At 69.7% G+C, this 15,963-nt stretch carries 15 protein-coding genes, 1 tRNA gene and 1 riboswitch; of the genes, 11 read left to right on the top strand and 5 right to left on the bottom strand.

Annotation, left to right across the window (positions count from 1 at the left end; genetic code table 11):
* Window positions 1–34 precede the first annotated feature (34 nt).
* Window positions 35–213, top strand: a riboswitch (cyclic di-AMP (ydaO/yuaA leader).
* Window positions 214–217: 4 nt separating this feature from the next.
* The 5 genes from HDA41_RS15950 (at window position 218) to HDA41_RS15930 (ending at window position 4,579) form a co-directional block, all read left to right on the top strand.
* Window positions 218–910, top strand: a complete 693-nt coding sequence (locus HDA41_RS15950) for a LysM peptidoglycan-binding domain-containing protein (protein WP_184984527.1) — start codon at window positions 218–220, stop codon at window positions 908–910.
* A 265-nt stretch (window positions 911–1,175) separates the two neighbouring features.
* The gene (gene eno, locus HDA41_RS15945) at window positions 1,176–2,456 is read left to right on the top strand and encodes a phosphopyruvate hydratase (protein ID WP_059424418.1); all 1,281 of its coding nucleotides are present in this window, start codon (window positions 1,176–1,178) and stop codon (window positions 2,454–2,456) included.
* 104 nt (window positions 2,457–2,560) lie between these two features.
* Entirely contained in the window at window positions 2,561–3,037 is a 477-nt protein-coding gene (locus tag HDA41_RS15940) for an FtsB family cell division protein (protein WP_059424388.1), read from the top strand.
* Window positions 3,038–3,098: 61 nt separating this feature from the next.
* A complete protein-coding gene (locus HDA41_RS15935; protein ID WP_184984525.1) occupies window positions 3,099–3,629 on the top strand; it encodes a DUF501 domain-containing protein in 531 nt (176 codons plus the stop codon).
* The gene (locus HDA41_RS15930) at window positions 3,626–4,579 is read left to right on the top strand and encodes a Ppx/GppA phosphatase family protein (RefSeq protein ID WP_184984523.1); all 954 of its coding nucleotides are present in this window, start codon (window positions 3,626–3,628) and stop codon (window positions 4,577–4,579) included. Before HDA41_RS15935 ends, HDA41_RS15930 begins: the two co-directional genes overlap by 4 nt.
* Window positions 4,580–4,616: 37 nt before the next feature.
* On the opposite strand, the gene HDA41_RS15925 is transcribed toward HDA41_RS15930, so the two are convergent.
* Both HDA41_RS15925 and HDA41_RS15920 read right to left on the bottom strand, forming a co-directional pair.
* The gene (locus HDA41_RS15925; protein WP_184984521.1) at window positions 4,617–4,886 is read right to left on the bottom strand and encodes a type II toxin-antitoxin system RelE family toxin; all 270 of its coding nucleotides are present in this window, start codon (window positions 4,884–4,886) and stop codon (window positions 4,617–4,619) included.
* A complete protein-coding gene (locus tag HDA41_RS15920) occupies window positions 4,883–5,155 on the bottom strand; it encodes a type II toxin-antitoxin system Phd/YefM family antitoxin (RefSeq protein ID WP_184984519.1) in 273 nt (90 codons plus the stop codon). Before HDA41_RS15920 ends, HDA41_RS15925 begins: the two co-directional genes overlap by 4 nt.
* 514 nt (window positions 5,156–5,669) lie before the next feature.
* Here HDA41_RS15920 and HDA41_RS15915 point away from each other — a divergent pair.
* Window positions 5,670–7,082, top strand: a complete 1,413-nt coding sequence (locus HDA41_RS15915) for an NAD(P)/FAD-dependent oxidoreductase (RefSeq protein ID WP_184984517.1) — start codon at window positions 5,670–5,672, stop codon at window positions 7,080–7,082.
* A 196-nt stretch (window positions 7,083–7,278) separates the two neighbouring features.
* Window positions 7,279–8,571, top strand: coding sequence for an SAM-dependent methyltransferase (locus HDA41_RS15910; RefSeq protein ID WP_184984515.1), 1,293 nt, complete (start codon window positions 7,279–7,281; stop codon window positions 8,569–8,571).
* A gap of 300 nt (window positions 8,572–8,871) precedes the next feature.
* Here HDA41_RS15910 and HDA41_RS15905 read toward each other — a convergent pair whose 3' ends face one another.
* Both HDA41_RS15905 and HDA41_RS15900 read right to left on the bottom strand, forming a co-directional pair.
* On the bottom strand, window positions 8,872–11,400 hold the full coding sequence (locus tag HDA41_RS15905) for an ABC transporter permease (protein ID WP_184984513.1): 2,529 nt from the start codon (window positions 11,398–11,400) through the stop codon (window positions 8,872–8,874).
* Between the two features lie 38 nt (window positions 11,401–11,438).
* Window positions 11,439–12,209, bottom strand: a complete 771-nt coding sequence (locus tag HDA41_RS15900; protein ID WP_184984511.1) for an ABC transporter ATP-binding protein — start codon at window positions 12,207–12,209, stop codon at window positions 11,439–11,441.
* 439 nt (window positions 12,210–12,648) lie between these two features.
* Here HDA41_RS15900 and HDA41_RS15895 point away from each other — a divergent pair.
* The 3 genes from HDA41_RS15895 to HDA41_RS15885 all read left to right on the top strand — a co-directional run bounded on the left by HDA41_RS15895 (window position 12,649) and on the right by HDA41_RS15885 (window position 15,176).
* Window positions 12,649–12,732, top strand: a tRNA-Leu gene (locus tag HDA41_RS15895).
* Window positions 12,733–12,865: 133 nt separating this feature from the next.
* On the top strand, window positions 12,866–14,041 hold the full coding sequence (locus HDA41_RS15890; RefSeq protein WP_184984509.1) for a 4-hydroxybenzoate 3-monooxygenase: 1,176 nt from the start codon (window positions 12,866–12,868) through the stop codon (window positions 14,039–14,041).
* Window positions 14,042–14,267: 226 nt separating this feature from the next.
* Window positions 14,268–15,176: a Bax inhibitor-1/YccA family protein gene (locus tag HDA41_RS15885; RefSeq protein ID WP_184984507.1), complete on the top strand. Its 909-nt coding sequence runs from the start codon at window positions 14,268–14,270 to the stop codon at window positions 15,174–15,176.
* 90 nt (window positions 15,177–15,266) lie between these two features.
* On the opposite strand, the gene HDA41_RS15880 is transcribed toward HDA41_RS15885, so the two are convergent.
* Window positions 15,267–15,497 carry a DUF4287 domain-containing protein gene (locus tag HDA41_RS15880; RefSeq protein ID WP_059424410.1) on the bottom strand — a complete coding sequence of 77 codons (231 nt, stop codon included), beginning with the start codon at window positions 15,495–15,497 and terminating at the stop codon, window positions 15,267–15,269.
* 101 nt (window positions 15,498–15,598) lie between these two features.
* Here HDA41_RS15880 and HDA41_RS15875 point away from each other — a divergent pair, with 101 nt between their 5' ends.
* Window positions 15,599–15,910 carry a hypothetical protein gene (locus tag HDA41_RS15875; protein WP_184984506.1) on the top strand — a complete coding sequence of 104 codons (312 nt, stop codon included), beginning with the start codon at window positions 15,599–15,601 and terminating at the stop codon, window positions 15,908–15,910.
* The last annotated feature ends 53 nt before the right edge of the window (window positions 15,911–15,963 follow it).

Raw genomic sequence — 15,963 nt, 5'->3', positions numbered from 1 at the left:
CCGAATCCTGCCAGCGGCCGCACGGGAACAGTCGTCGCGTCAAGCGCCGTAGGCAGGAGCGGGGGACCCAAGGTAAGTGCCGGGCCCGGCGGTCGAGGCAACTCGACGGCAGGTCCGGCTTGGGGTGAAGCCGTGTCCCGGGAGGGACGCGGCCGGGCAACTCAACCGGCCCGAACCCGACAGCTCACCTCGCAGGCGTCGGTGAGGGGATCTCTCCATGCTGTTTTCCGGCAAGGGCACGCACCGCCGTCCGTCCAAGGCCACTCGGGCCATCGCCATCGCCGGTGTCACCGGTGCCGCCGTCGCCGCCCCGCTGATGGCGGCCGGCAACGCCTCCGCCGCCACCGCCTCCGAGTGGGACGCCGTCGCCCAGTGCGAGTCCGGCGGCAACTGGTCCATCAACACCGGCAACGGCTACTACGGCGGTCTGCAGTTCTCCGCCTCCACCTGGTCCGGCTACGGCGGCACCAAGTACGCCTCCACCGCCGACCAGGCCACCAAGGCCCAGCAGATCGAGATCGCCGAGAAGGTCCTCGCGAGCCAGGGCAAGGGTGCCTGGCCGGTCTGCGGCAAGGGCCTGTCGAGCGCCGGTTACACCGGCGGCGGCTCCTCCTCGGGCGACTCCGCCTCGAACAGCTCGTCGCAGAGCACCGAGACCCGCCAGACCGAGCAGCAGCCGGCCTCCCGTTCCGAGGAGCGCCCGGCCGCGAAGAAGACCGTCACCACCCCGACCGGCAAGAAGGTCAAGAAGGGCGACGGCGAGTACAAGGTCGTCAAGGGCGACACCCTCAGCTCGATCGCGACCGAGCACAAGGTCGAGGGCGGCTGGGCGAAGCTGTACGAGCTGAACAAGGACATCGTCCAGGAAGCCAACCTCATCTACCCGGGCCAGCAGCTGCACCTGAAGTAAGCAGCGGCCCCTCCCCGTCCCCACGGGCTCCCCGCCCCGGTGCGTCATCCCCCGTGCGCACCGGGGCGGGGTTTTTTCTGCCGGTCTTTGCGATCCGGCTTTGTTCAGTTCGGAAACAATTTACTCTCGGTTCTGTCCATGGGGTGGGCGACCCGGTGGCCGATCGCCCGGAGCCGGTTAGGCTCATGTCGCGAGCCACCGCGGCCCGCGCCTCGCCGGGTCCACGCGGCCCGCGTACCCGCGTCACATGAAGAAGGAGATGCTCGTGCCGTCCATCGACGTCGTCGTAGCCCGGGAAATCCTGGACTCCCGAGGCAACCCCACGGTCGAGGTCGAGGTCGGCCTCGACGACGGCAGCACCGGTCGTGCCGCCGTCCCGTCCGGCGCCTCCACGGGCGCCTTCGAGGCCATCGAGCTGCGCGACGGCGACTCGAACCGCTACCTCGGCAAGGGTGTGGAGAAGGCCGTCCTCGCGGTCATCGAGCAGATCGGCCCGGAGCTGGTCGGCTACGACGCCACCGAGCAGCGCCTGATCGACCAGGCGATGTTCGACCTGGACGCCACCGACAACAAGGGCTCCCTCGGCGCCAACGCCATCCTCGGCGTCTCGCTCGCCGTCGCCCACGCCGCCTCCGAGGCCAGCGACCTTCCGCTGTTCCGCTACCTGGGCGGCCCGAACGCGCACCTGCTGCCGGTGCCGATGATGAACATCCTGAACGGCGGCTCGCACGCCGACTCCAACGTGGACATCCAGGAGTTCATGATCGCCCCGATCGGCGCGGAGTCCTTCTCCGAGGCCCTGCGCTGGGGCGCCGAGGTCTACCACACGCTGAAGAAGGTCCTGAAGTCCAAGGGCCTGGCCACCGGCCTCGGCGACGAGGGCGGCTTCGCCCCGAACCTCGGCTCCAACCGCGAGGCCCTCGACCTCATCCTCGAGGCGATCAACGAGGCCGGGTACACCCCCGGCGAGCAGATCGCCCTGGCCCTCGACGTGGCCGCGTCCGAGTTCTACAAGGACGGCGTCTACACCTTCGAGGGCAAGGACCGCTCGGCGGCCGAGATGACCGAGTACTACGCGGAGCTCGTCGACGCGTACCCGCTCGTCTCCATCGAGGACCCGCTGTTCGAGGACGACTGGGAGGGCTGGAAGACCATCACCGACAAGCTCGGTGACAAGGTCCAGCTCGTCGGCGACGACCTGTTCGTCACCAACCCCGAGCGCCTGGCCCGCGGCATCGAGGAGGGCGCGGCCAACGCCCTGCTGGTCAAGGTCAACCAGATCGGCTCCCTGACCGAGACCCTGGACGCCGTCGAGCTGGCCCAGCGCAACGGCTTCAAGTGCATGATGTCCCACCGCTCCGGCGAGACCGAGGACGTCACCATCGCCGACCTGGCCGTCGCCACCAACTGCGGCCAGATCAAGACCGGCGCCCCGGCCCGCTCCGAGCGCGTCGCCAAGTACAACCAGCTGCTGCGCATCGAGGAGATCCTCGACGACGCGGCGGTGTACGCCGGCCGCAGCGCGTTCCCGCGCTTCAAGGGCTGACCCGAGCCGTAAGAGGCAGCGTCGTACGTACGTCCCCGTACCCGGTCCCGTACCGTGTCCGGGGACGTACGCGCGTATGACGGTGGAGCGGGAGGCGGACAGACATGGCCGTGAAGGACCGGGACCGGTTCTCCACCGCGACCAGGATCCGGCTGCTCGGTGAGCAGACCGCGGCCCGGGTCTACCGCTCCCAGACCAAGCGCCAGGCCCGCCGCTCCCGGCTGACCGGCCGGGCCGCGCTGCTCGCCCTGGTGATGTGCTCGCTGATAGTGGCCCTGGCCTACCCGATGCGGGAGTACGTCTCGCAGCGGGCCGAGATCGACGACCTCCAGCGCGAACAGCAGCAGGCCCGGCAGCGCGTCGAACGGCTGCGCGACCAGAAGGCGCGCTGGCAGGACGACGCGTACGCGGAGCAGCAGATCCGGAAGCGGTTGCACTACGTCATGCCGGGGGAGACGGGGTTCATCGTCGTCGACCCGCACGCGGCGCGGCAGTCGCGCGCCGACCTCGGGGCGGCCGACCGCCCCTGGTACTCGAACGTCTGGGACGGGGTCGACAAGGCCGACGCCTCCGACCGGTGAACCCGGACCCAGCCAGTGCCCCAGTGACCCGAACCCAGAGAAAGACAGCCTGAACACAGTCATGGAAACGCCCCCGCCGACCACTCCGCGCACCGAGCCCACCGACGCGGACGTCGAGGCCTTCAAGCAGCAGCTCGGCCGGCCCCCGCGCGGTCTGCGCGCGATCGCGCACCGGTGCCCGTGCGGGCAGCCCGACGTCGTCGAGACGGCCCCGCGGCTGCCGGACGGGACGCCGTTCCCCACGCTGTACTACCTGACGTGCCCGCGCGCCGCCTCGGCCATCGGCACGCTGGAGGCGAACGGCGTGATGAAGGAGATGACCGAGCGGCTGGCCTCGGACCCGGAGCTGGCGGCGGCGTATCAAGCGGCGCACGAGGACTACATCCGGCGCCGTGACGAGATCGAGGAGCTGAAGAACTTCCCGAGCGCGGGCGGCATGCCGGACCGGGTGAAGTGCCTGCACGTGCTGGTGGCGCACTCGCTGGCCGCGGGGCCCGGGGTGAACCCGCTCGGGGACGAGGCCATCGGGATGCTGCCGGAGTGGTGGCTCAAGGGCCCGTGCGTGGCGGCCGCCGAGGAGGACGCCCAGTGACCCGCGTCGCCGCCGTGGACTGCGGTACGAACTCCATCCGGCTCCTGGTCGCCGACGCGGACCCGGCCACCGGTGAGCTGGTCGACCTGGACCGCCGTATGACGATCGTGCGGCTCGGGCAGGGCGTCGACCGCACCGGCCGGCTCGCCCCCGAAGCGCTCCAGCGGACCTTCGCGGCCTGTCGCGAGTACGCCGGGATCATCAAGGAGCACGGGGCGGAACGGCTGCGGTTCGTGGCGACCTCCGCCTCCCGGGACGCCGAGAACCGGGACGAGTTCGTGCGCGGCGTACTGGACATCCTGGGCGTCGAGCCCGAGGTGATCTCCGGGGACCAGGAGGCCGAGTTCTCCTTCACCGGCGCCACCAAGGAGCTCGCCGGGCGCGACCACCTCGCGAAGCCCTACCTCGTGGTGGACATCGGCGGCGGCTCGACCGAGTTCGTCCTCGGCGACGACCATGTCCGCGCGGCACGCTCGGTGGACATCGGCTGTGTCCGCATGACCGAGCGGCACCTGGTCCGGGACGGGGCCGTGACCGACCCGCCGGCCGAGGAGCAGATCGCGGCCATGCGGGCGGACATCGAGGCCGCCCTCGACCTCGCCGAGGAGACGGTCCCGCTGCGCGAGGCCCGCACGCTGGTCGGCCTGGCCGGGTCCGTGACGACCGTGTCGGCGATCGCCCAGGAGCTGCCGGAGTACGACTCGGCCGCCATCCACCACTCCCGCGTCTCCCGCGAGAAGGTCCGCGAGATCACCGAGTGGCTGCTGCGCTCCACGCACGCCGAGCGCGCGGCCGTGCCCTCCATGCACCCGGGCCGGGTCGACGTGATCGGGGCGGGGGCCCTCGTGCTGCTGTCGATCATGGAGCGGATCGGCGCGGAGGAGGTCGTGGTGAGCGAGCACGACATCCTCGACGGGATAGCTCATGACGCGGCGAGCGAGGCGCGCTGAGGGGCGGGGCCCGGCTGTGGTGGTGTCGGGCGGGGCGTCACAGGTTTCGGTAGACGTCCCGCCGGTCGCCCACCTTGACGACGAGGACGACGAGTTCACCGTCGTTGATCTGGTAGGCGACCCGGTAGCTTCCGACCCGGAGCCGGTAGAGCTCCGACGGTCCGGTGAGTTTCTTGACGTCGGCGTCCTGGCGGTACGGGTCGTCACCGAGTGCGGTCAACGCGGTCAGGATACGCATGGCATCGGGACGGCTGAGGGCCCGGAGTTGCCGCTGTGCCGCCGTGGTGAACCGGAAGGCGTACTTCACGCCGCCTCGCCGTCCCGCTCGGTGAACAGGTCCGCCAGCAGTTCGGCCATCGTCACCGTGGTGCCGCCCTCGGCCAGGATCGCTTCGGCTTCACGCGCCAACATCACGTCGGCCGCCTCCTCCAACGCTTCGAAGTCCGAGATCGGCACCACGGCGGCCACCGGAGCGCCATTGCGCGTGATGACGGTCGGGACGCCTTCCTCAGCCCGGTTGATGTGGTCGGCGAGGTGCGCGCGGGCTTCCCGTACGGTCACGGTGTTCTCAGTCATGAAGCCAGTGTACGCGTCCACGTGTACACATGGCATCTGTCGGGAGTCGCGTTCGTGGGCGATCCTCGACGGCATCGCGCGGTCCGTCGCCCCGGCCGCTTCTGAGCAGGCATGGATCACGTTTGAGCGGGTCCGGGGGACTCGTGTGAGCCTCCGGAAGCAGTCCCCCGGAAAAGTTCGTGAAGTTCTTCACAAGGAATTCGGCACTCCAGGGCGAAGAGAAGGGTCACGTTGACCCTTCTGGGGGCCTGATGACCCTTTGAACATGTTCAGAAGCATGGTATGGGTGCGCCCGGGCGGATGGCCGGAGGAGGGTTCGACGGGGGTCTCACAGGGGGGTCCGCGGGCCAGAGAGGCAGCTCACGCGGCATTGACAACGGCCCGCCGTGCACAAAGGAGCCCGCTTGTCACCATGACATGGATCACGGGAGTCGCGGAGGATAACACACCCCCCGACGGAGCTTGTGAAGGGGCGCACGAGCTACCCCCCTGAGGCGGGTGGATACTCGATGGCATGAGCACCACGGAGCGTCCCAGGATCCTCGTAGTAGGCGGTGGGTACGTAGGCCTGTACGCAGCTCGGCGCATTCTCAAGAAGATGCGCTACGGCGAGGCGACCGTCACGGTCGTCGACCCCCGGTCGTACATGACCTACCAGCCCTTCCTCCCCGAAGCCGCCGCCGGCAACATCTCCCCGCGCCACGTCGTCGTCCCGCTGCGACGCGTGCTGCCGAAGGCGGAGGTCCTCACCGGCCGGGTCACCACCATCGACCAGGACCGCAAGGTCGCTCGCGTAGCGCCGCTGGTCGGCGAGGCGTACGAGCTGCCCTTCGACTATCTGGTCGTCGCGCTCGGCGCGGTCTCCCGCACCTTCCCGATCCCCGGCCTCGCCGAGCAGGGCATCGGCATGAAGGGCATCGAGGAGGCCATCGGCCTGCGCAACCACGTCCTCGAGCAGCTCGACAAGGCCGACTCCACCAACGACGAGGAGATCCGCCGCAAGGCGCTCACCTTCGTCTTCGTGGGTGGCGGTTTCGCCGGTGCGGAGACCATCGGCGAGGTCGAGGACATGGCCCGCGACGCGGCGAAGTACTACAAGAACGTGTCCCGTGAGGACATGCGCTTCATCCTGGTCGACGCCGCCGACAAGATCCTCCCCGAGGTCGGTCCCAAGCTCGGCAAGTACGGCAAGGAGCACCTCGAGGGCCGCGGCGTCGAGGTCTACCTGTCCACCTCCATGGACTCCTGCGTCGACGGCCACGTGGTGCTGAAGAACGGCCTCGAGGTCGACTCCAACACGATCGTCTGGACCGCCGGCGTCAAGCCCAACCCGGTCCTCTCCCGCTACGGCCTGCCCCTCGGGCCCCGCGGCCACGTCGACTGCGAGACCACGCTCCAGGTCAAGGGCACCGACTACATCTGGGCCGCGGGCGACAACGCCCAGGTCCCGGACCTCGTCGGCCGCAAGGCGGGCAACGAGAACGCCTGGTGCCCGCCGAACGCGCAGCACGCGCTGCGTCAGGCCCGGGTCCTCGGCGACAACGTCCTGTCCGGCATGCGGGGCTTCCCGCAGAAGGACTACTCCCACGCCAACAAGGGAGCGGTGGCCGGTCTCGGCCTCCACAAGGGCGTCGCGATGATCGTCATGGGCAAGATGAAGATCAAGCTCAAGGGCCGTCTCGCCTGGTACATGCACCGTGGCTACCACGGCATGGCGATGCCGACCTGGAACCGCAAGATCCGCGTCTTCGCCGACTGGACGCTCGGCATGTTCCTCAAGCGCGAGGTCGTCTCGCTCGGCGCCATCGAGACGCCGCGCGAGGAGTTCTACGAGGCCGCGAAGCCGGCCCCGGTCGCCTCCGCGCCGAAGGAGAAGACCGAGGCGAAGGCCAAGGAGAAGACCGAGGAGAAGGCCAAGGCCTCCTGACCTCCGGTCGCTCCCCCGCTTGACGAAGGACCTCCCGCCATCCGTGGTGCGGGAGGTCCTTCGGCGTTTCCCGCGGCGTTCCCCCTGGGTAGTGGTTTTGCCCAGACGTGACGCGTGCCGGGGACTGCGCCATGGCCCCGCAGGTGTTTACGTGGTGTCGGACATTCCGGGATTCTCCGTCACGGAGGTGTACACCATGGCAGACGCCGCGCCGCGGCTGCAGGGCCTCTTCGCACAGGTGCTGGGAGCACCGCCACCCGTGCGCATCCGCGCCTGGGACGGTTCGGAGGCGGGCCCGCCGGGCGCGCCGGCCCTGGTCGTACGCAACCGCCGCGCCCTGCGCCGCCTGCTGTGGAGGCCGGGCGAACTCGGCCTGGCCCGGGCCTGGGTGGCGGGCGATCTCGACATCGACGGCGACCTCTACACCACCCTCGACCTGCTGGCCGGTCACATCTGGGAGCGCGGCGAGGACGCCCGCACCCTCGCCCAGGCCCTGCGCGACCCCGAGTTCCGCGCCGCCGTACGCGGGCTCGTCAAGCTCGCCGGGAGCCCGCTGCCGCCCGCCCCGCCCCGCGAGGAGGCCCGTCGGCCCCGCCGCAACCTGCACACCAAGCGCACCGACAGACGCGCCATCAGCCACCACTACGACGTCGGCAACGACTTCTACGAGATCGTCCTCGGCCCCTCCATGGTGTACTCCTGCGCCTACTGGCCGAGCCCCGGCAGCACCCTCGAACAGGCCCAGCACGACAAGCTCGAACTGGTCTGCCGCAAGCTCGGACTGAGACCCGGTCAGCGGCTGCTCGACGTCGGCTGCGGCTGGGGCTCGATGGCCGTCCACGCCGCCCGCGAGCACGGCGTGAGCGTCGTCGGCGTCACGCTCTCCCAGGAGCAGGCCGCGTACGCCCGCAAACGCGTCGCCGACGAGGGCCTCACCGACAAGGTCGAGATCCGCGTCCAGGACTACCGCGACGTCCGCGACGGACCCTACGACGCGATCTCCTCCATCGGCATGGCCGAACACGTCGGCGCCGAGCGGTACCTGGATTACGCCACCGACCTGCATGGTCTGCTGGGGCCCGGCGGGCGGCTGCTCAACCACCAGATCGCCCGCCGCCCGCAGCGGGACGAGACGGCGTACGACGTCGACGCGTTCATCGACTCCTACGTCTTCCCCGACGGTGAGCTCCAGCCGATCGGCGTCACCGTCGCCCAGCTGGAGCGCGCCGGGTTCGAGGTGCGCGACGTCGAGTCGATCCGCGAGCACTACGCCCTCACCCTGCGGCACTGGGTCGCCCGCCTGGAGGCCGACTGGCAGCGTGCCGTCCAGCTCACCAGCCCCGGCCGGGCCCGCGTCTGGCGCCTGTACATGGCCGCCTCCGCCCTCGCCTTCGAACGCAACCGCATCGGCGTCAACCAGGTCCTGGCCGTGCGGACCCCCGAATCGGGGGAGGCGGGCATGCCGCTGCGCGCCCGTACCTGGAACTGAACGCGGAAGGGCCCCGGTTCCTGCCGACGGGACCGGGGCCGTCCGGTGTGGTGGCCGGGGAGAGGGAACACCGGGATGGCACTCGCGGACGGTTCCCGGGCGTGGGGGCCGCGGCCCGCGGGCTGCCGAACGGGCGACGCGACCCCCGCATGCCCCTCCGGGCCGCGCAGCGGCTCCCGCACCCTGCCCGCATGGCCGCATGGCCGCATGGCCGCGTGCGTCAGGGGTCCGCCCGCGCCTGGAACCGAGACGTCGAAGGGCCCCTTTCCCACCGTGGGAAAGGGGCCCCTCCCGCGCCGGCTACTCCGCCTTGATCGCCTCCAGCATGTTCAGCCGGGCCGCCCGCCGGGCCGGCCACAGCGCGGCCAGGACGCCCACCGTCGCGGCCAGCAGCAGGAAGACGCCCATCCGGGCCCACGGCAGGACCAGTTCGTAGGTCGCCAGCCTCGTGGCCAGCAGCTCACCGGCCGCCCAGCCGAAGAACACGCCCAGTCCGATGCCCAGCACCGCGCCGAACAGCGAGATCACGAGGGACTCCAGGCGGACCATGCGCTTGATGCCCTTGCGGTCCAGGCCGATCGCCCGCAGCATGCCGATCTCCTGGGAGCGCTCGAAGACCGACATGGCCAGGGTGTTGACGACACCGAGGACCGCCACGATCACCGCCATGGCGAGCAGGCCGTAGACCATGTTCAGCATCAGCGTGAACATCTGTGCGATCTCGTTGGAGATGTCCTTCTTGTCCTGGACCTTGATGGCCGGGTTGGTGCCGAGGGCCTTCTCCAGCTTGTCCTGCGTCGCGCCGGACGTGCCGCCCGCGGTCTTCACCATGACCTTCATGTTGTACGGGTCCGACTTGTGCGGAGCGAGGGTCGCCTGGTCGAGCAGGATGCCGCGCAGGAAGTCGTTGCTCTCGTACGTCCCGGCGACCGTCAGCTGCTGCTTCTTGCCGTCCTCGTAGGAGACGGTGAAGGCGGAACCGGCCTTCCAGCCGTAGGACTTCGCGGTCTCGCTGTCGACGACGACCTGGGTGCCGCCGACCTTGAAGGAACCGGCGTCGACCTTCGGGCCGGCCAGCTCGCCGATCGCGGCGCCGTTGACGCCGGTCAGGTACTCGGTCCGGCCGTCGATCCGGGAGACGGCGTTGCGTATCGGGCTGGTGGCGGTGACGCCGTCGGTCCGCGCCAGCTTCTTCTCGACGTCCGGCGACAGCGGGTTGCCGTTCGCCATGGACACCACGTAGTCCGCCTTGATCGACGACGACGCCATCTTCTCGATGGCCTGCTGGAGGCTGCCCGCCATCACCGTCATGCCGGTGATCAGGGTCAGGCCGATCATCAGCGCGGAGGCGGTGGCGGCCGTACGGCGCGGGTTGCGCACCGAGTTCTGCCGGGCCAGCTTGCCGGACACGCCGAAGGCGCGCAGCACGGGCGCCGCGGCGGCGATCAGCGGGCGGGACAGCAGCGGGGTCAGGATGAACACGCCGATGATCAGCAGCACCGCGCCGAGACCCATGGGCATCTGGCCGTCGGAGCCGTCCATCGTCGTGGCCACCAGGACCACCGCGACGCCCGCGGCCGAGAACAGGGCGCCCAGCGTGTTGCGCAGCACCAGCGACTTGGTCGTGGCCTTGGCGTGCACGCTGTTCATGGCCGCCACCGGCGGGATCTTCGCGGCCCGGCGGCCCGGCAGCCACGCCGCCAGCATGGTGACCAGGATGCCGACCGCGAGCGCGGTGAGGATCGTGGCGGGCTTGATGATCAGCGGTCCGTCCGGCACGGTCGCGTCGAACGTCCCCATCAGGGAGCGCAGTCCGGCTCCGATGCCGATGCCCGCGACCAGTCCGGCCACGGCCGCGACCGCGCCGACCACGAACGCCTCGATGAGCACCGACCGTGTCACCTGCCGGCGGGAGGCGCCGACCGCCCGCATCAGCGCCAGCTCCTTGGTGCGCTGGGCGACCAGCATGGTGAAGGTGTTGGCGATGATGAACGTGCCGACGAACAGGGCGATGCCGGCGAAGACCAGCAAGGCCGTCTGCATGCCGCTCATCGACTCCGAGATCATCCGCGCCTGGTCGTCGGCGAGCTGCTTGCCGGTCGTGGTCTCCACGCGGTCCCCGGGCAGCGCCTTGTCCAGCTCCGCCTTCAGCGCGGCCTGCGTGACGCCCGCCTTCGCCTTGACGTCGATCTGGTCGTAGGTGCCCGCCTTGCCGAACAGCTTCTGCGCGGTCGCCGTGTCGAACAGGGTGAGGCTGCCGCCGGCCGCGACGTTGCCGTCGTCGGTGGTGAAGATGCCGGTGATCCTCGGGGTCAGGACCGGCCCGTCGACCGACATGCGCACGGTGTCGCCGACCTCGTAGCCGGCGCGCTCGGCCGTCTCGGAGTCGATGAGGATCTCGCCGCGGCCCTTGGGGGCGTGCCCGCTGACCAGGGGGTAGCGAGGGTCCTTGGTGCCCCAGTAGTTGCCGCCCTGCGACTGGAAACCGTCGCCGATGAGCTTGCCGTCCTTGTCGGCGATGGCGGTGAAGCCCTGCACGACGCCGATGGCGGACGCGGCTCCGGGAACGCGCTCGCTCTTGTCGAGCTCCGCCCGGGTCAGGTCGTGGGCCTTGCCGACCTGGTCGCCCTCGGCGGCCCGGGAGTCCGCTGTGACGGCGACGTCGACCTGGTCGAAGCCCTTGGCCGAACTCTTCTGGAAGGCGTCGGAGATGGTGTTGGTGAAGACCAGGGTCCCCGACACGAAGGCCACGCCGAGCATCACGGCGAGCACGGTCATCAGGAGCCGGGCCTTGTGCGCGAGCACGTTGCGCAAGGCGGTACGGAACATGGGTTCTTCTTCTCAGATCTGTCGGTCCTGACGGGGGATCAGCTGGTGCGGCCCTTGGCGTCGAACGCCTTCATGCGATCGAGGACCGACTCGGCCGTCGGCCGGTACATCTCGTCGACGATCCGCCCGTCCGCGAGGAAGATCACCCGGTCCGCGTAGGCCGCGGCCACCGGGTCGTGGGTCACCATCACCACCGTCTGGCCCAGCTCCCGCACGGAGTTGCGCAGGAAGCCCAGCACCTCGGCGCCGGAACGCGAGTCGAGGTTTCCGGTGGGCTCGTCACCGAAGATGATCTCGGGCCTGGAGGCCAGCGCCCGCGCCACGGCGACGCGCTGCTGCTGACCGCCCGACAGCTGGGCGGGCCGGTGGCCGAGCCGGTCCGCCAGACCGACCATCCGGATCACGGAGTCCAGCCACTGCTTGTCCGGTTTGCGGCCCGCGATGTCCATCGGGAGGGTGATGTTCTCCAGAGCCGTCAGGGTCGGCAGCAGGTTGAACGCCTGGAAGATGAAGCCGATCTTGTCCCGGCGCAGCTTGGTCAGCTGCTTGTCCTTCAGGGAGCCGAGCTCGGTGTCGCCGATGCGCACCGACCCGGAGGAGAAGGTGTCCAGACCGGCCACACAGTGCATCAGGGTCGACTTGCCGGAGCCGGAGGGGCCCATGATCGCGGTGAACTCGGCCTGCCGGAAGTCGACGGAGACCCGGTCCAGGGCGACCACCCGGGTCTCACCCTGTCCGTAGATCTTCGACAGATCCGTGGCGCGCGCGGCCACGGTGGTGGCCCGGTCGGTGAGCGGTGCGGTGGTCACGGGATGGCACTCCTGTCGGACGGCTGTGTTCTGGGAGGGACTTGTTCCATCGTCCGGGTCCTACGCCGCCGTGGAGTCACCCGTTGTTCCGGTTCCGGGGGCCGACTGCGGTCTGACCGGGAGGGGCGGTGTCATACCTGGGGATGACGAACGCCCCTGAGGGGGCCGGGCGTCGGGGGATCGAGTGGTCCACATGCCGGAAACGGGTGGGCCAGGTGTCGAGAACAGGTGGGGTGCCCTTGTTCAGACGGTGAAATTCCGTCATTCCGCATGCGCCGCCGACGGCCGCACGCAAGGCTACTGGCAAGTGCTGATGGCGCGTTCCGTGTGCTGATGCACCCTCAGACGTCAATAAAATAAGACAACATCGGTCCGCCCGCCCGCTGTTCGGGGGACCCGTCCCGATAGTCTCGGAACCTCGATGCGGAGCCCATGGCCTGCCCGGATGGTGGAATGCAGACACGGCGAGCTTAAACCTCGCTGCCCCTTCGCGGGCGTGCCGGTTCGAGTCCGGCTCCGGGCACCTTCCGATCCCTGTGTGGTCCATTGAGAAGTTCGCGGCGTGCCCGTTGACAGCGGTCGCATGCCGTCAGAGACTCACATCCCACAACGGTGAAGAAAATTTCACCACACGAACGGATGAGAAGAGGCGTCCGATGCGCACCACCGTCGGCATCATCGGAGCCGGCCCCGCCGGCCTCCTCCTCGCCCGGCTGCTCCACAACGCCGGCATCGACTCGGTCGTCCTGGAGAGCCGCGACCGCGCCTACGTCGAGCGGCGGCAGCGCGCCGGGATCCTGGAGCAGGGCACGGCGGATGTACTGCGCGCGGCCGGTGCCGGGGAGCGCATGGACCGCGAGGGGCTGCGCCACGACGGCATCGAACTGCGCTTCGACCGCAGGCGCCACCGCGTCGACTTCCCCGCCCTCACCGGCGGCCGCTCCGTGATGGTCTACGCCCAGACCGAGGTCTGCAAGGACCTCATCGCCCTCCAGCTCGCCGAGGGCGGCCCGCTGCTGTTCGAGGCGGAGGCGCTGGCCGTGGAGGACGCCGGCACCGACGCCCCGCGCGTCCGCTTCCGGCACGAGGGCCGCGAGGACGTCCTGGAGTGCGAGTACGTCGTCGGCTGCGACGGCTTCTGGGGCGTGGCCCGCAAGGCGATCCCGGACGAACTGACCCAGGTCTTCGAACGGACGTACCCCTTCGGCTGGCTCGGCATCCTCGCCGACGTGCCGCCCTCGCACGACGAGCTCGTCTACGCCCGCCACGACCGCGGCTTCGCCCTCTTGTCCATGCGCTCACCGTCCGTCTCCCGCCTCTACCTCCAGGTGCCCGACGGCACCGACGCCGGGACGTGGAGCGACGAGGCGATCTGGGACGAGCTGGAGCGCCGCTTCGAGACCGCCGACGACTGGCGCCTGGAGCGCGGCCCGATCACCCAGAAGTCGGTCACGCCCATGCGCTCCTACGTCCACGAGCCGATGCGCCACGGCCGCCTCTTCCTCGCCGGCGACGCGGCCCACATCGTGCCGCCCACCGGCGCCAAAGGGCTGAACCTCGCCGTCGGTGACGTCGTGACGTTCGCCCGGGCCCTGACCCACCGGCAGGAGACCGGCTCACCGGAGCTGCTCGACACCTACTCGGAGACCTGCCTGCGCCGGATCTGGCAGGCCGAGCGGTTCTCCTACGACATGACGACCCTTCTGCACCGGGCCCCCGGCGCGACCGGCTTCGAGGACCGGATCCAGCTCGCCCGGCTGGAACGCATCGCCTCCTCCCGCGCCGCCGAGACCGACCTGGCCGAGGGGTACACGGGCTTCTCGTTCGAGTGATGCCCCGGGTGACGTAAGGACGGCGTCAGCGGGTGATCTCCGTCCGGTTCCGGACGTGTCGCAGCTTGGTGATGAATGACCCCCTCCGATGAGGGGAATCACGAAGCCGCGTAGCGTGTTGCGCAGCACGACGAGGGAAAGATCCTCCCCAAGCACTAGGGTCATTCCTTTGCCTACCTATTACTCTTGAGCCAAGGTCACGCAGTGTTGGCCATGGAGGAGTGAAATGAGGAGCAGAAACCCGGTCTTCTCGCGACGGGGGTTCAGCCGCGACAACGGCTACGCGGGCTTCAACACCGCGCCGCAGGCCGGGGGTCCCGCTGTCGCCACCCAGGGCAACCCGTACGCACAGCCGACGGGCAACCCCTACGCGCAGAACCCGTACGCGCAGAACCCTTACGCCCAGCAGGACCTGGCGCACGGCGCGCCGCCGCAGGCTCCGGCCACCACCGGCCGGATGACCATCGACGACGTCGTCCTGCGCACGGCGAGCACGCTCGGTGTGCTCATCCTCACCGCGGCGCTCTCCTGGGCCCTGCTGCCGGTCGACGACGCCAACATCAGCCGTAGCTACGGCATCGGTATCGGCGCCGCGCTGATCGGCATGGTCCTGGCGTTCGTCCAGTCCTTCAAGCGCAAGGCCTCGCCCGCGCTGATCCTGACGTACGCCGCGTTCGAGGGTGTCTTCCTCGGCGTCGTGTCCAACATCGTCGACAGCCGCATCGCCGACGGCGCGGCCATGCAGGCCGTGATCGGCACCATGGCGGTCTTCGCCGGTGTGCTGATCGCCTACAAGGCCGGCTGGATCCGCGTCAACCGCCGCTTCTACGGCTTCGTGATGGCGGCCGCGCTCGGCTTCATCATGCTGATGATGGTGAACCTGCTGTTCGCGGTGTTCGGCGGCGGTGACGGCCTCGGCTTCCGCAGCGGTGCCCTCGGTGTCGTCTTCGGCATCATCGGCATCATCCTCGGCGCCTGCTTCCTTGCCCTGGACTTCAAGCAGGTCGAGGACGGCGTCGCCTACGGCGCCCCGCGTGAGGAGGCGTGGCTCGCGGCCTTCGGCCTCACGCTGACGCTGGTGTGGATCTACCTGGAGTTCCTGAGGCTCATCTCGATCCTCAACAGCAACGACTAGTCTCCGACGCGTCGTGCGCGAAGGGCCCCGGCTCCGGCCGGGGCCCTTCGGCGTCTGCCGGGCGGCTCCGTCGTCGAGACGTGTCCGCGCCTAGAGCAGTTTGCGCGCGGCCCTCCTCAGGTCGTACTCGTGGATGATCGCCTTGGCGTGGCCGTACGCGAGGTTGTGTTCGTGCCGGAGCCAGCTGACCTTTTCCTCGAAGCGGAAGAGTGCCGGGCCTTCTTCGACGGTGCGAAGCCAGTCGGAGATCTCACGACCGGTGCAGTGGGGGATGCGGGCGAGCATGTTGCGATGGGTCTCTTCGGAGAAGACTTGGGACATCGGCGCCTCCGGACGCTGGGATGTAAGCCGGTCCTTCAGGTCACCGTGCCTGAGTGTTCGCCCGTTGGCAACAGTCCCGGTGCGACGCGTACGCTCGCGGCGTGGTTGATACGACGCCTCTGACCCGTGCGGTGGATCACTTCGCCGATCGTTTGAGGGCCGCGCCCCAGAGCCGGTTGCAGCGAGGTGCTGCCGCTGAGGCTCTCGGGCTGGCCCGGGAGTTGGCCCGGAGGGCGCAGGTGCTGGAGGCTCCTGAGGCGGAGCCTCGGGTGATGCCGGATGCGGGGATGTTTGCAGCGGCAGATCAGATCACCGTTGCCGCGCATGATCTGGCGGTTGTGATTCCCAGTGATGCCGACGTCGATGAAGCGGTGCGGTTGGTCGAGGAGGCGCAGAAGCGGGCGGGGGTGTGACCCGTTTCGTCGGCGGGTGCGGGTGGTCTTGGGTTGCTCGCGCCCACGCGGCG

The sequence above is a fragment of the Streptomyces caelestis genome, from assembly GCF_014205255.1.
In the GTDB taxonomy this organism is placed as follows: Bacteria; Actinomycetota; Actinomycetes; order Streptomycetales; family Streptomycetaceae; genus Streptomyces; species Streptomyces caelestis.
Note: the sequence above shows the minus strand (reverse complement) of the source record. Positions and strands in the feature narration are given on the sequence as shown.

What these genes read in the sequence shown, in the direction of transcription:
- HDA41_RS15915 (WP_184984517.1), top strand. Translation starts at nt 5,670, where the DNA reads ATGAGCACCACGGAGCGTCCCAGGATCCTCGTAGTAGGCGGTGGGTAC.
- HDA41_RS15880 (WP_059424410.1), bottom strand. Translation starts at nt 15,497, where the DNA reads ATGTCCCAAGTCTTCTCCGAAGAGACCCATCGCAACATGCTCGCCCGC.
- HDA41_RS15950 (WP_184984527.1), top strand. Translation starts at nt 218, where the DNA reads ATGCTGTTTTCCGGCAAGGGCACGCACCGCCGTCCGTCCAAGGCCACT.
- HDA41_RS15935 (WP_184984525.1), top strand. Translation starts at nt 3,099, where the DNA reads ATGGAAACGCCCCCGCCGACCACTCCGCGCACCGAGCCCACCGACGCG.
- HDA41_RS15890 (WP_184984509.1), top strand. Translation starts at nt 12,866, where the DNA reads ATGCGCACCACCGTCGGCATCATCGGAGCCGGCCCCGCCGGCCTCCTC.
- HDA41_RS15910 (WP_184984515.1), top strand. Translation starts at nt 7,279, where the DNA reads ATGGCAGACGCCGCGCCGCGGCTGCAGGGCCTCTTCGCACAGGTGCTG.
- HDA41_RS15920 (WP_184984519.1), bottom strand. Translation starts at nt 5,155, where the DNA reads ATGACTGAGAACACCGTGACCGTACGGGAAGCCCGCGCGCACCTCGCC.
- HDA41_RS15905 (WP_184984513.1), bottom strand. Translation starts at nt 11,400, where the DNA reads ATGTTCCGTACCGCCTTGCGCAACGTGCTCGCGCACAAGGCCCGGCTC.
- HDA41_RS15940 (WP_059424388.1), top strand. Translation starts at nt 2,561, where the DNA reads ATGGCCGTGAAGGACCGGGACCGGTTCTCCACCGCGACCAGGATCCGG.
- HDA41_RS15885 (WP_184984507.1), top strand. Translation starts at nt 14,268, where the DNA reads ATGAGGAGCAGAAACCCGGTCTTCTCGCGACGGGGGTTCAGCCGCGAC.